The organism is Vreelandella sp. L-15 (assembly GCF_056857635.1).
In genome coordinates this window covers 1-14077 of the sequence record NZ_JBSXNN010000079.1, presented here as the reverse complement: position 1 = coordinate 14077, position 14077 = coordinate 1, and the positions used below count along the sequence as shown (strand labels likewise).

Genomic DNA, 14077 nt, shown 5'->3' with positions numbered 1-14077 from the left:
GACCGTGACCCATTCACTTGATCATCTGCCCAGCGCAAAAGAGGTCGGCACCTACGACCCAGCGACGTTGGCGCATAATTTCAGCGACCTTCACCCGCCGCTGACGCCACGCCAGGCCATCATTGAAAGCCAGCGCTGCCTCTACTGCTTTGACGCGCCCTGCGTCGAGGCCTGCCCGTCGGATATTGATATACCGAGCTTCATCCGCCAAATCAGTGAAAACAACATTAATGGCGCAGCGGAAACCATTCTGAAAGCCAATATCCTCGGCGGCAGCTGCGCCCGCGTATGCCCCACCGAAATTCTCTGCGAACGTAGCTGCGTGCGTAACCACGACGCCGAGTGCCAGCCGGTGCTGATTGGTCTGCTCCAGCGCCACGCCACCGATCATATGCAGTTTGAGAGCCACCCGTTTAAGCGCGCCGCCAGCACTGGCCGCCACATCGTCGTGGTGGGTGCCGGGCCTGCGGGGCTCTCCTGCGCGCATCGCTTGGCAATGCTGGGCCATCAGGTGACGATTTTTGAGGCCGAACAAAAGCCCGGCGGGCTTAACGAGTACGGTATCGCCCGCTACAAAATGACCGATGACTTTGCCCGTAAAGAAGTCGAGTTCTTACTGGAAGTCGGCGGCATCGACCTTCAGTACGGCCAGCGCCTGGGCGACAACCTTACCCTCGACACCCTGCGCCAGCAGTACGACAGCGTATTCCTGGGTTTGGGGCTAGGGGCGAGCCGTACGCTGGGACTAACCGGCGAGGATGCACCGGGCCTGATGCCTGCGGTGGACTACATCAAAACCCTGCGCCAAACCGATGACCTGGGCAGCCTGGCCGTGGCCAAGCGCTGCATCGTGATTGGCGCAGGCAATACGGCGATCGATATGGCCACGCAAATGGCGCGACTGGGCGCGGCTGAAGTCACGTTGGTGTATCGCCGTGGCGTTGAGGCGATGTCCGCCACCGACCATGAACAGGAGATCGCCAAAGCTAACGGCGTGCGCATGATCACCTGGGCGCAGCCCGACGAGATTCTGCTGGACGCGCAAGGGCGGGTGGCAGGCATGCGTTTTGCCAACACCGCAGAGCAGCAGGGTCGCCTCTCCACCACGGGCGAGACCTTCGAGATCGCGGCGGATGCCATTTTCACCGCCATCGGCCAAGGCTTCGCTGGCGAAAGCCTGCGCGACGCCACTGCCGCGGAGCTTGCCCGCGACGGCGAGCGCATTCACGTCAATGAGATGTTCCAAACCTCACTGCCCAACGTTTACGCCGGGGGCGACTGCGTGAAACCCGGCCAGGACCTCACCGTACAAGCCGTGCAGCACGGCAAGCTGGCGGCTCACGCCATCCATCAAGCGCTCGCCGCCCAGCAGGAGGCCGCATGAACACCACGCCTTTCAACACCCTCTCTTTTCCAGGCAAGAAAAACAGCGGCGACAGCGTGGTGAACGGCGTTGATCTGTCGGTGAATTTTGCCGGTATCAAAGCCCCCAACCCGTTCTGGCTGGCCTCTGCCCCGCCCACCGACAAAGCCTACAACGTCGTGCGCGCCTACGAAGCGGGCTGGGGCGGCGTGGTGTGGAAAACCCTTGGTGAAGAGCCTGCGGCAGTCAACGTCTCCTCCCGCTACTCCGCTCACTACGGCAAAAACCGCGAGGTGATTGGCTTTAACAATATCGAGCTGATTACCGACCGCTCGCTGGAGATCAACCTCAAAGAGATCACCCAGGTGAAGAAGGATTGGCCCGACCGGGCGCTAATCGTCTCCATCATGGTGCCCTGTAACGAGGAAGCCTGGGCGTACATCTTGCCGCTGGTAGAAGCCACCGGCGCAGACGGAATTGAGCTCAACCTGGGCTGCCCCCACGGCATGCCGGAACGCGGCATGGGCGCGGCGGTGGGCCAAAACCCGGATCTGATCGAAAAAGTCACCTACTGGTGTAAGAAGCACTACTCCAAACCGGTGATTGTCAAACTCACCCCCAACATCACCGATATTCGCGTGGGTGCCCAGGCGGCGCTACGTGGCGGCGCGGATGCGGTCTCGCTAATCAACACCATCAACTCGATCACCAGCATCGACCTGGACAACATGGTCGCCAAACCCACCGTAGGCCATCAGAGCACCCACGGCGGCTACTGCGGCAGCGCCGTCAAACCCATCGCCCTGAACATGGTGGCAGAAATTGCCCGTGACCCAGCCACACCTACGCTACCTATTTCAGGCATCGGCGGGATTTCCACCTGGCGGGATGCGGCGGAATTTATCGCCCTGGGCGCAGGCAGCGTGCAGGTGTGCACCGCCGCCATGCTCAACGGTTTTAGGATCGTAGAGGAGATGAAAGACGGCCTCTCCCGCTGGATGGCAGAAAAAGGCTACGACTCCATTGAGGCGTTTTCCCGCAAGGCGGTGCCGCACACCACCGACTGGAAGCATCTGGATATCAACTTCAAGACCATCGCCCATATTAACCAGGATTTGTGCATCGACTGCGGCCGCTGCTATATCGCCTGCGAAGACACCTCTCACCAGTCGATTGCCAAACTCACCGAGCAGGACGGCGCACGCCGCTACGAGGTCATCGAAGACGAGTGCGTGGGCTGCAACCTGTGCCAAATCACCTGCCCCGTAGAGAACTGCATCACCATGGTGCCTCAGGAAACCGGCAAACCCTTCCTCGCCTGGGATAACGACCCGCGTAACCCCTTCCGTGTCGCTTCATAACCACCCAGGATGATCACTCTAACGACCGCCTCCTTTATAGGAAGCGGTCGCATTTCCACTTTCAAAACGTACGCGTAGGAAGGCAGCATGCTCTCGGACTAGTTCCAGCATGGCGGTCGCTGCTGCAGAAGGTGAGCCACGCGAGGGAGTAATAATGCCTAATGACCGCGGAACGTGTGGGGCCGTTAAAGGCCGCCAGCCTATGCCCTCCGCGGAAATCTGGCGAAAGCTGAGTGAAGGGAGCGCAGCCACCCCTAAACCTGCGGCCACCATCCGTCCGGCGGTGCCAATTTGGCTGACTTCACACATCAAATCCATTTCAAGGCTCAGCTCTTTTAAGACGCTCTCTATCGCAGCACGCGTGCTCGACAAGCGACTCACGCCGATAATGGGGTAGCGCAGTAGCGCCTCCCAAGGCACGGTGTCCATAGCTAATAAGGGGTGCCCATCCGGACATACCGCGACAAAGTAGTCTTCTACAAGCGGCTCAAAATGGGTTGCTTCTGCGCGCAGCGGCTGTACCGATAGCCCAATATCGGCCCGATGATCGCTAACAAGATCATCTACCTGGGAGGCTAATACATCGTGAACGCTGATGGCGATATTAGGAAATCGACGCCGATAGTCGGCGAGCACGGTCGGCAAAAATCCCGCCGCTAATGTCGGCAGCGCGGCGAGCGTTATTTTGCCTCTCTGTTTATTGAACAGCTCTCCCAGATCGCCCAGCGCCTCATCCCAATCGCCAATCAGCCGTCTAGCCGTGGGCAGAAAGAACTTTCCTTCCGGAGTGAGCTGTACGCCTCGCGGCGAGCGATTAAACAGGACACCGCCAACACACTCCTCCAATTTTCGAATAGCAATACTCAAGGCTGGCTGCGACATGTGCAGGCGCTCGGACGCCTCAACGAAGCTGCCGAACTCGGCAATCGCCACAAAGGCTTTTAGTTGTCGGATTGAAGGCTGCATAAATAAAGTAAAAGTCTCGTTCGTATAATTATATTAGACAAATACTAGCAGGCTCTCTCATTCTTAATAAGTCAAATGACACGCATCTTCTGGAACCAACAACCCACAATACCCAGAGAGAGCAATTGCTATGTACTCACTAAAAACGCCGCTCTTAACCGCCATTCTCAGCGCTGGCTTAATCGCAGGCACGGCTGCTCAAGCAGAAGAGCAGCTGTTAATTGGCTCAACCTCTACATCGTCTAGCCAATACGGCTATTTCGTCGCCGTTGGGCAAATTATTAATCAGCATGTGGATGGTGTGCGCACCTCGGTCGTAGAAACCGGTGCCACAGTGGACAACTTGCGCCGCATTTTAAGAAACCAGGTCGACATGGGCCTCGTCACCACGAACGTGGGCTATCACGCCTATGCGGGTGAAGGAGAGTTTGAAAGCCGCCCCGTCGATAACCGCCTGCTTTGGGTCTATTCCCAAGCACCACAAAATGTCGTGATGCGCGAAGACTCTGGCGTGACCAGCATGGCGGAATTGGACGGTGCCCGCCTCAATCCTGGCATCACCGGCTCTGCCACCGAAGCAACGACGATTGCCGTCATGGAGACGCTGGGCCTAACCCCTGAGTATGTGCGTGGCTCTACCACAGACGTGGTTGCCGGTGTAAAAGACAATCGCATGGCGGGGTACGTCAAATCTGGCGTAGGTGAAAAGCTGGATGGTTCCTCCATGGATATTGCAACGTTTACGCCGATCCAAGTGCTGTCGCTTAGCGATGAACAGGCTGAAACGCTGAATGAACAGATGCCTGATATTTCCGTGGTCAATATCCCCGAGGGAGCGGCGGATGGCATGCCCGCCTACACGACCTGGAGCTTTGGCTTAGCGATGCACGCAAGCCCCGAACTTGATGAAGAAACGGCTTACCAAATTGTTAAAGCCGTGATGGAAAATCCCGAACCGCAGGTCAGTGCGCTCGCTAATCTCGCCGATGTTGATATCGCCGAACTCACCCTTAGCAGCGGAACAGTGCCTTTTCACCCTGGTGCCGCACGCTATTTTGAAGAGCAGGGATACGATATTCCTGACCGTCTGATGCCATCAGAATAAGGGAAGGAGCTCGGTTCCATGCGCAATAAATTGCTCATGCTGGTCGCCCTGTTTTTGGGCGGCTTCATCTTCTACACCTCAGCGGCTGGGCCTTTTGAAAGCTTGGTTCATCGCAGTCTGTTTCTTGCGCTGGTGATCGGGCTGGGGTTACTCACCTATCCCTTGGGCGCTGGTAAAACATGGCGCCCAGTAGGGGTGGTGATTGATTGTTTATTAGCCCTGGGGGCAATAACCGCCTGCCTGTTTATTACCTTCAACGCCAATAGCATTCTGACCACGCTACCCTGGGCCACCCCCCAGGATATGGCGCTCACGGCCATTTTAGTGGTGTCTATTTTGGAAGTGGCCCGACGAGCTATTGGATGGGTATTCCCGCTACTAGTCACCATCGGTATCGCCTATGCCCTGCTGGGTGACCGACTGTCAGGCCCGCTCAGCCATCGAGGTTTTGATGCTAGTTTCGTGACAGAGACGCTGTTTCTCGGGGATTTAGGCGTATGGGGAATGCTACTCGGCGTAGCTGCCACTACCATTGCCGCGTTTGTACTCTTTGGCAGTCTCTTGCTCCACACAGGTGGCGGCCAGACCTTTATTGATCTTTCAATGCGCATCGGTGGGCGAAGCCAAGGGGGCGCCGCCAAAATCGCGACCGTGGCTTCCAGCCTATTTGCGATGGTGAGCGGAAGCGCGGTGGCTAACGTAGCCACCACGGGCAACTTCACCATTCCTATGATGAAACGGCTCAAATACCCACCGGCCTTTGCTGGCGGCGTTGAAGCGGTTGCATCTACCGGGGGCCAGATCGCGCCGCCGATTTTAGGCGCTGCAGCGTTTATCATGGCTGAGATACTCGGTGTCAGCTACGTCACCATTGCCTTAGCCGCCGTGTTACCCGCGTTCCTTTTCTATGTAGCGGTCTTTTTTACGCTGCACTTGGTCGCTGTGCGCAAAGCCTTACCGCTGGTCCCAGAGAGCGAGCTTCCCGCTTGGCCAGATGTGCTCCAATTTAAGCGGCTGACCCCGATTGTTGCCGCATTGGGTGGCTTGTTTGGTGGCGTTCTCAATGGCTACTCCATCCAATTCGCAGCTTTCTTGGGCATTACTTTGCTGCTTGTCAGTTATCTCTTCTTTGCTTTATTGGACCGAACGCCGCCCCGCCAAATCTTACGTTCGCTACTGACGGGTCTGGAAGATGCTGGCAAGGGCATGGTCATCATTGGAGTGTTGCTCGCCGGGGCGCAGATTCTGGTGGCCATGCTCAACTTAACGGGGATTGGCGTCACGCTGTCGACGCTAGTGGTCAGTGTCGCTGGCGAGCAGGTGTTTCTAGTCGCGCTAATTGTCGCGGTCATCTGCTTGATTATGGGCATGGGCATTCCGACTACCGCAGCCTATGTGCTGGTCGCCGCCGTACTGGCTCCTGCACTGACCCGCATCGGTATCGAACCCTTGGTCGCCCATCTGTTCGTTTTCTATTTTGCGACGATATCGGTCATCACTCCGCCTGTGTGCATCGCGGTGTTTGTTGCTGCGGGGATCGCTAAGGCGGGCTGGTTACAAGTCGCGGGGCATGCTATCCGCTTGGGAGCCACCACCTACGTTATTCCCTTCTTGATTCTGGCGTACCCCGCGCTTATCGGTTTAGGCGATGCCTGGGACATTACCTTAGCCGCCGCACGTGCCATGGCCTTTGTTTTGGCTTTCGCGGGCATATTGGGGGGCGCTCGCCTTTTCGGCAACCGATGGCTGGATAGTGCGCTGCTGGCAACCACAGGGCTATTGGCGCTGGTGCCGAATATCGCACTTGGGTTAGTCGGCATTGCGGGACTGACGGGGCTCTATCTATGGGCCTGGCAATCCTCTCGGCGTGTTGCACTTCAAGGAGCGGAGCTATGAGTCATCAAAGAGTGAACATGACGAATATTGCGATGATTGGCTGTGGCACTATCGGCATTAGTTGGACCGCCTATTTTCTTTCTCGCGGTTTACATGTCACGGCTTTCGACCCGGATGCCAACGCCCGCGCCCAATTTACCCAGCGTGTGGCTGAGGATATGCGTGCCCTTGGTGCCGAGGCCCGCACGCCAGTGGTCGCGCAAACGCTGGCAGAGGCCTTAGAAGGCGTAGAGCTGGTCGTCGAAAATGCGCCTGAATCCGTCTCGCTCAAGCAACAGCTCTTAGTAGATATTCAACAGGCAGCGCCTTCACAAGCGTTGGTGGTGAGCAGCACCTCCTCTTTAAAGCACTCTGATATCACTAAGGGTGCACCTGCGCCTGAGCGCATTATTATCGCGCACCCCTTCAATCCACCCCACCTAGTCCCTCTGGTCGAACTCTATGGGCCAGAAACTGAGCTTGTGGAGCGATTGGTCGATTTTTATCGGCGTATCGGTAAGCAGCCGGTGATGCTACGTAAAGAGATGATTGGCCATATTGCGAATCGACTCTCTTCGGCATTGTGGCGGGAAGCGCTCTATCTATTACAGGAAGGCGTGGCTAGCGTGGAAGACATCGACCTGGCAGTAACGGCAGGCCCAGGGTTGCGGTGGGCCATTCAAGGGCCATTTCTGACTTATCATCTGGGCGGCGGCCAAGGGGGCATTCGCCACTACTTGGAACACCTCGGCCCTAGCCAGGAGTATCGCTGGGCTAGCTTAGGCCAACCGACCATGAACGATGAGCTGTATGCGCAAGTGATCCATGGGGTTGAATCTGCGACGCAAGGCCAATCACTGCCTGACCTTTTTTCTGAACGAGATCGGCAGTTGACGGCTATTCAGCAAGCGCTGGCAATTAACGTAAAACAGGAGGAGACCTTATGAGCCTCTCACCTTGTTTGCTAATGGTAGCCCCTAATGGGGCTCGGCGCGTCTACCACGACCATCCCGCTATTCCTCTCACCCCTGAGGAACTTGCAAGAGACGCACAAGAGTGCCTGGCAGCGGGCGCCTCCGCCATGCATGTGCATGTACGTGAAGCCGGCGGGCGTCATTTACTGGATGCTGGTGCCTACCGAGATGCCATTAGCGCCATTAAGGAAACCGTAGGAGATCAATTACTTCTTCAAGTCACCAGCGAAGCAGGAGGGCGGTATTCCCCCTCAGAACAACGAGATGTGATGGAGGCATTGCAGCCAGGCTACGTGTCTATCGCGGTGCGTGAATGGTTCGGTGATGCTCATGAGGTTCAAGCCAGTGGCGAGCTGTGCCGTTACCTGGCCAGCTGCGGAACACATATTCAATACATCGTTTATTCGCCTGAAGACCTCACCCACTTCAATCACTTAAGAGAGCAAGGTGATGTGCCTAATGGTCCGGCTTTCTTACTCTTCGTACTTGGGCGCTACGTTGACCCACCCATTGCCGACCCAAGCCGTCTACCCGGCTTTTTACAAGCATTAATGGCTGGTGACCACTGGGCAGTCTGTGCGTTTGGGCCAACCGAAGGTGATTGTTTAGCGCTGGCGGCCCAGCAAGGTGGTCATACCCGAGTCGGCTTTGAAAATAATCTATGGCGATCGGATGGCCAACTCGCCACCAACAATGCCGAGCTAGTCGCCGCGACTAAAGCTCGTATCGAAGCGACTGGACGCCGGGTGATGAATGCCTCCGAGGCACGCCGTTTTCTCGCCCTGACTACCGCTGCTAATACGGGGGTGACCTTATGACGGTCGTGGTAGGTTGTGGCGCGGGCTTCTCTGGTGATCGCACCGATGCGGCTAGGCCGCTGGTCGATGCCCTCATGTCTTATGATGCTCCTCGTGCGCTGATGTTTGAAACACTCGGGGAACGCACGCTGGCGGCTGCCCAGTTACGCCGGATCAAAGACCCGGACAGCGGTGATGAGCCGTTGCTGGAAGAGTTTTTATCGCCGGTTCTGAGTGATTGCCTGGCTAACCACATTACGATTTTGGGTAACTTTGGCGCGGCGAATCCAACTGCCGCATGCCGTCGTATTCAGCAGTTGGCTCAGCGCTTAGGCCACTCTCAAGCGTGCTTGGCCACTATTCATGGCGATGATGTTAGAGACCGGCTGCATGCCCTCGACTGGCAGGCTTGGGAGGGCGAAAAGCGGTCTATTTCCGCACTAGAGCAAGTGGTCGCCGCCAATGTCTATCTGGGTGCCGATGCCTTAATCGAGGCCATGGCCCAAGGGGCTCAAGTCGTGATTACAGGGCGAGTGGCCGACCCCTCACTCGCGCTTGCCCCACTCTGTTATTACCACAGCTGGGCAGGCGATGATTGGGACAAACTAGCCGCCGGGGCCTTAGCAGGCCATTTGATTGAGTGTGGCACGCAAGTGACCGGCGGTTACTTTGCTGATCCGGGAGTTAAAGAGGTCCCTGGCATGGCCTCCCTAGGCTATCCCCTGGTGGAGGTTGAGCGTAACGGGCGGCTGGTAGTGACCAAACCACCGGGTACGGGCGGTTTAGTCACCGAGCAAACGGTCAAAGAGCAACTGCTATATGAAATACATAACCCCGGCGCTTATATCACTCCCGATGTCGTCATTGATCTTGAGCACGTCCGGGTCAGGCAGCTTACTAAAGATCGTGTTGAAGTCACCGGTGTACGCGGCAAGCCAGCACCTGATCGTTTAAAAACCACTGTGAGTTTTCTAGATGGTTACCAAGGCGAAGCCGAGATTTCCTATGCGGGCCCTAATGCCTTCGCTAGAGCAAACCTGGCCAGAGAAACCCTGCGCCAGCGGCTGGCATTGCGCTGCCCCGCCAATCTGCGTGCACGCTTTGACTTAATTGGCATTTCCAGCGTTTTCGATGGCGACTCACAGCTCACCGCTCAAACTTTGCAGGACGCCGCCAACGATATTCGCCTTCGTCTTGCCGTAGAGCATGCAGACAAAAGCGTGGTTGAGCTGGCAACACAGGAGTTATTGGCGCTCTATTGCTGCGGGCCAGCGGGAGGTGGCGGCGTACGACGCCACCATACACAACGCTTAAAAACAGCCTCGTATTTGGTACCCAGGCAACAAGTGGCCCCCACCGTTACACTGCATGGAGGAGAGGGTAATGAGTGAACTATTGCACCGCTATGCCCATGCCCGGGCCGGCGATAAAGGCGACCGACTCAGCCTAGGGGTATTTGTGTATCAGGAGGATCACTACGCTTGGCTAGTTGAGCAACTTTCAGAGCCAAACGTTGCAGCGCTATTTGAGCATCGGGGTGTGAGTCACGTCACCCGCTATTTATTGCCTCATCTAAAAGGGGTGAACTTAGTGCTTGATGACGCGCTACAAGGTGGCGTCAATGGCGCTCTAAACTTGGATGGGCATGGTAAAACGCTATCGGCCTTATTGTTATCTATGCAGGTGACTCCTCCTACTTAAATACGCCAAGCCGCCCTTTGAACGGCTCCCATCAACGTGGGCGGCTTGGCGTCGTATTCATAGCGCTACGGGTTCATAAAATGCTGCGCTAGCGTCTCACTAATAGGCACGTTAAGAGTGATGCCCTTGCCGGGTAACGGCTGCAGAAACCATCTTTCATACAACGCCAATATGTCTCCCCGCTGATAAATCTCGCGCAGCGCCTGGTTGACCTGCTCCACGAACGCTTGGTCCCCTTGGCGCATCAGTAAGCCCAGCGGCTCTTCAGCGGTAACCGCCTCTTCTGAAAGCGAATAGGCTGAGGGATCTTCCGATTCAGCGATCATCGTGCTGAGCAGGATATCGTCCATGGCAAAGGCGGCAACACGACCTTCCGTGACTAGATCAAAGGCTTCTTGCAGCGTTTCCACCGGCACAACAGAAAGGTTGAGCTGCTGTTCGCGGTTGGCTTGGTTAATTTGTCCTACATTGACGGTTCCCCGGGCCACACTCACGCTCCTCCCGGCGAGGTCCTGCAGAGTGAAAAACTGGTTCTCTTTAAGTGCCACAAAGCGTACAGAGACAAAAAAGTGGCTAAGCGAAAAATCAGCGCTGCGCCTTCGCTCCGCATTATTGGTGCTGGCGTTGCACTCAATATCGATTTCGCCGCTGTTTAACAGCTGAACCCGATTACCGGGGGTGCGGAAAACGTACTCAATATCGAGCTTGGGCAGGTTAAGCTGCTGCTGTAACTGCTCCGCCACCCGCTGGCATAATTCAATGGAGTAGCCACGCACATTGCCTTCGTCATCTTGGTAAGAAAAGGGAGCGGTATCGCCATACCCCACGCGAAGCGTGCCGGTTTCACTCAGCCGCTGTAGCGTATTGATCTCCGCTGCTGCTGCCGTAGAGAGCATCCAAACAGCCATCAACAGCCCCCACCACCGCGCTTGCACTCTTTGCATCTCTTACCTCCTTAGTGGGCATAGGCATCTGGGCGCTCAAAGATAGCGGCCAGCTCTGAGCTTACCGGCAAGCCAATCACTCGGTTTCCAGGTGGTATAGGCTTTAAAAACCACTTATCGTACAGCGCCTGAATAGCGCCGCTGTGATAGTGCTCATACAGCGCTTCGTTAACCATCTCAGCAAACACTGCATCCTCTAATGGCATCATCAAGCCATAGGGCTTTGGCTCACTAATTGTTTCTTCCGAAATATGGAAACGCTGAGGCAAGGCCGCCGCAGATACTAGGCTGGCGAGTAAAATATCGTCCATCACAAACGCCGTGGCTTTTTCGTTGGCGACCATCGCGAACGCTTCGTCATGGCTACGGCTTAACATCACTGCGATATTCAGCTCTTGGGTACGATTGAGCTCATTTAACTGCTCAACGTTAATCGTGCCCGTTGTCGAGACAACGCTGCGGCCAGCCAAGTCCGCTACCGTATTTATGTCGTTTTCAGCGAGGGCTACATAGTGCGTGGCGGTGAGAAAATGAGGATAGGAAAACGCGGCCTGCTGGCGGCGTTCAGAAGTGCTGGTGGTGACGCCACACTCTAGGTCAATCTCACCATTACGCAGCAGAATAAAACGATTCACCGGAGTCACCGGCACAAACTCCACTCTGGGCGGAGGGCCTTCAAGCTGTTCGCTAATGCGCTCTACCACCGCCAAACATAGGTCGATGGCGTACCCAACCGGCTGCCCATCGACTAGGTAAGAGAATGGCACCTCGCTTTCTCGATGACCAATCGTAATGGTCTGCCTCTGCGCAATACGTTCAAGTGTAGGAGAGGTGTCTGCCAAGAGCGTAGTGCTGCTAGCTAACACGCTGAAAAGGGAAGCTACTAAGCATGATGTTATCTTCGCCGTCATGAAGTGCCTCCCATCGTCATCTCAGGGCCAAAAACCGCATAGCGCCCTCTCCCCATCGCCTTGGCGGTGTAAAGCGCCACATGAGTTATAGGTCGGGTAGACCGGACGATTGCTCGTTCCGGCCCCCCACAGATCCGAGCGTGCGCGATTGACGCACTCGGCTCCTCAACCGTCAGGTTCACACGAAGGACGCTCGGTGCACGATTCTCGCTCGCGGTAACGGGAGTGTCAGCAACAGTTGCCTTGCCTTCTCCCACGGGAACCATCCTCTCTGTGATCGCCTCCTGAGCCACTTGATCCAGGTTGTCTGAACCCTGTATTGGAAGCGTTGCAGAGACTCGATGTTGTGGGTTATCCCGTAGTACGCATAGTGCCCCATAACCTTTCGACAGAGTTGGCGGTGCTGATCACGCAGGGGCAGGTGGCGGTTGGCTCGGCACCACAGCGAAATTCGCTTCAGGCCTCGCTTGAACCGGTCCTTGGCCGTTTTCTGCTTGATGATCCAGCGTCCACGCAGGGACTTCCCCCAGTAATAGGTAAAGCCCAGGAAGTCGAAGGTCTCGGCCCGTAGCTCGCGATGTGGCCGAAACCGTACCAGCCGAGTCTTGGTCGGGTGCAGGGTAAGGCCGAAGCGCGCAAAGCGCTTGGCCAGTACCTCCAGCACCTTGCGGGCATCAGCTTCGTTGCTGAAGGCGAGCACGGCATCATCGGCGAAGCGCACCGAGAATGCTCGTCCGCGCAGGCGTGGTTTGACGTCTTGCTCAAACCACTCATCCAGCACGTAGTGGAGGTAGACATTCGCCAGCAAGGGGGAAATCACACCCCCTTGTGGGCTGCCTATCTCGCCCTTCTGCCATTGCCCGGCGTCCAATACCCCGGCCTTGAGCCACTTGCCGATCAGGCGGAGGATCACGCCGTCCTTCACTCGTTGCTGCAGAAACGCACGCAGGTGCTGGTGGTCGATCGTGTCGAAGAAGGCTTTGATGTCCAGATCAATGACCCAGCCTCCGCCCATCGACATCAGGCCATTCCTCACCGTTCCGATGGCCTGATGCGCCGAGCGCCCCGGCCGGAAACCATACGAGCACTCGTGAAAATCATGCTCATAGAGCGGCTCCAGCAGGGCCACCACGGCACGTTGCAGGACCTTGTCTTCGAAGGTAGGAATGCCAATCGGCCGTGTGGAGCGCCCGTCTCCCTTGGGAATATTGACGCGCCGCACCGGCGGCGCCCGGTAGCGACCGCTCTTGGCCGCTTCCAGCAGACGCTGGACGTTAGCCTCGAAGTCGCGCGCGAAGTCGTCCGCCGTCTGGCCGTCGATCCCGACGGCGCCGTCACGGCGCGTCATCAGGTAGGCCGTCCTCAGCCACTGGGCGTCGATATGATGCGCCAGTGACGTGAAGGCACGCTGCGGGAAGCGCTCTGCCAGCGCTGCTATCCGCACTTGTTTCGTGGACATGACCTCAGGTTCCTGTGCACCTGTCATGTTGCCCTCGTGCAGTTCTGATGATTGGCCGCCCCTTCCCTCCAGCGGGTCCCGTCGAGTAGGTTCCCCGCCTTCTTCGGTACTATGAGCGACTCCGACTCCCGCCCTTCCATCCGGCTGGCTCCTTATGGTCGCCTGGCCGTACCCCCTGAGTGCCTGTTGTTTGCTTCCGGTACCGTCAGGCACGACAGCACCGGACCGGGAGCTTTCGCCGCAGGCAGCCCCATGCCTGTACCTTTGTCGTTCAGAGGAGAAGGACGGGCCTCCCAGGTTCCTGGGAAACCCCTGTATGGACATGCCCTGCTCTTCGACCCCGGCGGCCCTTCCCTGCCAAGCCATACGGCAGGGTCGTGTTGCCTTCCAGCATTTGAAAACTGTCGGCGACTGCCACTACCACAATTTCGGGGCTCTATCACACGGCCTACCTACTCGCTGTGTACGCTTCGCAGCGGCGGTTACCCGACACCACGCAACACTCGCTGCCGGCTGGTGGCTAGCCTTGGCCGGGTGGGACTTTCACCCACTGGGTTTCACGACATCCTTTCCACCTTCTCGGTTTCCCGGATGTCCAGGCTTTGCCTGGCGCACTCAAAT

At 57.0% G+C, this 14077-nt stretch carries 12 protein-coding genes; 8 read left to right on the top strand and 4 right to left on the bottom strand.

The features are described from left to right. The first annotated feature begins 4 nt into the window (after positions 1–4). Both AC13CY_RS11515 and preA read left to right on the top strand, forming a co-directional pair. The gene (locus tag AC13CY_RS11515; RefSeq protein ID WP_483052535.1) at positions 5–1384 is read left to right on the top strand and encodes an NAD(P)-dependent oxidoreductase; all 1380 of its coding nucleotides are present in this window, start codon (positions 5–7) and stop codon (positions 1382–1384) included. Beyond that, positions 1381–2724: an NAD-dependent dihydropyrimidine dehydrogenase subunit PreA gene (preA, locus tag AC13CY_RS11510; protein WP_058578142.1), complete on the top strand. Its 1344-nt coding sequence runs from the start codon at positions 1381–1383 to the stop codon at positions 2722–2724. Before AC13CY_RS11515 ends, preA begins: the two co-directional genes overlap by 4 nt. A gap of 18 nt (positions 2725–2742) precedes the next feature. On the opposite strand, the gene AC13CY_RS11505 is transcribed toward preA, so the two are convergent. Further along, positions 2743–3690: a LysR family transcriptional regulator gene (locus tag AC13CY_RS11505; RefSeq protein ID WP_063610144.1), complete on the bottom strand. Its 948-nt coding sequence runs from the start codon at positions 3688–3690 to the stop codon at positions 2743–2745. Between the two features lie 130 nt (positions 3691–3820). Here AC13CY_RS11505 and AC13CY_RS11500 point away from each other — a divergent pair, with 130 nt between their 5' ends. Genes AC13CY_RS11500 through AC13CY_RS11475 form a run of 6 tightly spaced genes read left to right on the top strand, consistent with a single transcriptional unit; the run spans position 3821 to position 10142 of the window. Then, the gene (locus AC13CY_RS11500; protein WP_058578141.1) at positions 3821–4795 is read left to right on the top strand and encodes a TAXI family TRAP transporter solute-binding subunit; all 975 of its coding nucleotides are present in this window, start codon (positions 3821–3823) and stop codon (positions 4793–4795) included. Positions 4796–4813: 18 nt separating this feature from the next. Continuing rightward, the gene (locus tag AC13CY_RS11495; RefSeq protein ID WP_058578140.1) at positions 4814–6691 is read left to right on the top strand and encodes a TRAP transporter permease; all 1878 of its coding nucleotides are present in this window, start codon (positions 4814–4816) and stop codon (positions 6689–6691) included. Then, positions 6688–7617, top strand: a complete 930-nt coding sequence (locus AC13CY_RS11490) for a 3-hydroxyacyl-CoA dehydrogenase NAD-binding domain-containing protein (RefSeq protein ID WP_058578139.1) — start codon at positions 6688–6690, stop codon at positions 7615–7617. Before AC13CY_RS11495 ends, AC13CY_RS11490 begins: the two co-directional genes overlap by 4 nt. Beyond that, complete coding sequence (locus tag AC13CY_RS11485) at positions 7614–8462, top strand: beta-keto acid cleavage family enzyme (RefSeq protein WP_058578138.1); 849 nt, start codon at positions 7614–7616, stop codon at positions 8460–8462. The genes AC13CY_RS11490 and AC13CY_RS11485 overlap by 4 nt, the downstream gene beginning before the upstream one ends. Further along, the gene (locus AC13CY_RS11480) at positions 8459–9832 is read left to right on the top strand and encodes an acyclic terpene utilization AtuA family protein (RefSeq protein WP_062360938.1); all 1374 of its coding nucleotides are present in this window, start codon (positions 8459–8461) and stop codon (positions 9830–9832) included. The genes AC13CY_RS11485 and AC13CY_RS11480 overlap by 4 nt, the downstream gene beginning before the upstream one ends. Then, entirely contained in the window at positions 9825–10142 is a 318-nt protein-coding gene (locus AC13CY_RS11475) for an AtuA-related protein (RefSeq protein WP_170968087.1), read from the top strand. Before AC13CY_RS11480 ends, AC13CY_RS11475 begins: the two co-directional genes overlap by 8 nt. 65 nt (positions 10143–10207) lie before the next feature. Here the strand turns inward: AC13CY_RS11475 and AC13CY_RS11470 are convergent, their stop codons facing one another. The 3 genes from AC13CY_RS11470 to ltrA all read right to left on the bottom strand — a co-directional run bounded on the left by AC13CY_RS11470 (position 10208) and on the right by ltrA (position 13456). Beyond that, on the bottom strand, positions 10208–11086 hold the full coding sequence (locus AC13CY_RS11470) for an amino acid ABC transporter substrate-binding protein (protein WP_063610158.1): 879 nt from the start codon (positions 11084–11086) through the stop codon (positions 10208–10210). An 11-nt stretch (positions 11087–11097) separates the two neighbouring features. Further along, positions 11098–11928 carry an amino acid ABC transporter substrate-binding protein gene (locus tag AC13CY_RS11465; protein ID WP_058578181.1) on the bottom strand — a complete coding sequence of 277 codons (831 nt, stop codon included), beginning with the start codon at positions 11926–11928 and terminating at the stop codon, positions 11098–11100. A 247-nt stretch (positions 11929–12175) separates the two neighbouring features. Beyond that, on the bottom strand, positions 12176–13456 hold the full coding sequence (ltrA, locus tag AC13CY_RS11460; RefSeq protein ID WP_023006382.1) for a group II intron reverse transcriptase/maturase: 1281 nt from the start codon (positions 13454–13456) through the stop codon (positions 12176–12178). Between the last annotated feature and the right edge of the window lie 621 nt (positions 13457–14077).

Coding starts and splice junctions, on each gene's coding strand:
- preA (WP_058578142.1), top strand. CDS start 1,381: ATGAACACCACGCCTTTCAACACCCTCTCTTTTCCAGGCAAGAAAAAC.
- AC13CY_RS11505 (WP_063610144.1), bottom strand. CDS start 3,690: ATGCAGCCTTCAATCCGACAACTAAAAGCCTTTGTGGCGATTGCCGAG.
- AC13CY_RS11500 (WP_058578141.1), top strand. CDS start 3,821: ATGTACTCACTAAAAACGCCGCTCTTAACCGCCATTCTCAGCGCTGGC.
- AC13CY_RS11495 (WP_058578140.1), top strand. CDS start 4,814: ATGCGCAATAAATTGCTCATGCTGGTCGCCCTGTTTTTGGGCGGCTTC.
- AC13CY_RS11490 (WP_058578139.1), top strand. CDS start 6,688: ATGAGTCATCAAAGAGTGAACATGACGAATATTGCGATGATTGGCTGT.
- AC13CY_RS11485 (WP_058578138.1), top strand. CDS start 7,614: ATGAGCCTCTCACCTTGTTTGCTAATGGTAGCCCCTAATGGGGCTCGG.
- AC13CY_RS11480 (WP_062360938.1), top strand. CDS start 8,459: ATGACGGTCGTGGTAGGTTGTGGCGCGGGCTTCTCTGGTGATCGCACC.
- AC13CY_RS11475 (WP_170968087.1), top strand. CDS start 9,825: ATGAGTGAACTATTGCACCGCTATGCCCATGCCCGGGCCGGCGATAAA.
- AC13CY_RS11470 (WP_063610158.1), bottom strand. CDS start 11,086: ATGCAAAGAGTGCAAGCGCGGTGGTGGGGGCTGTTGATGGCTGTTTGG.
- ltrA (WP_023006382.1), bottom strand. CDS start 13,456: ATGTCCACGAAACAAGTGCGGATAGCAGCGCTGGCAGAGCGCTTCCCG.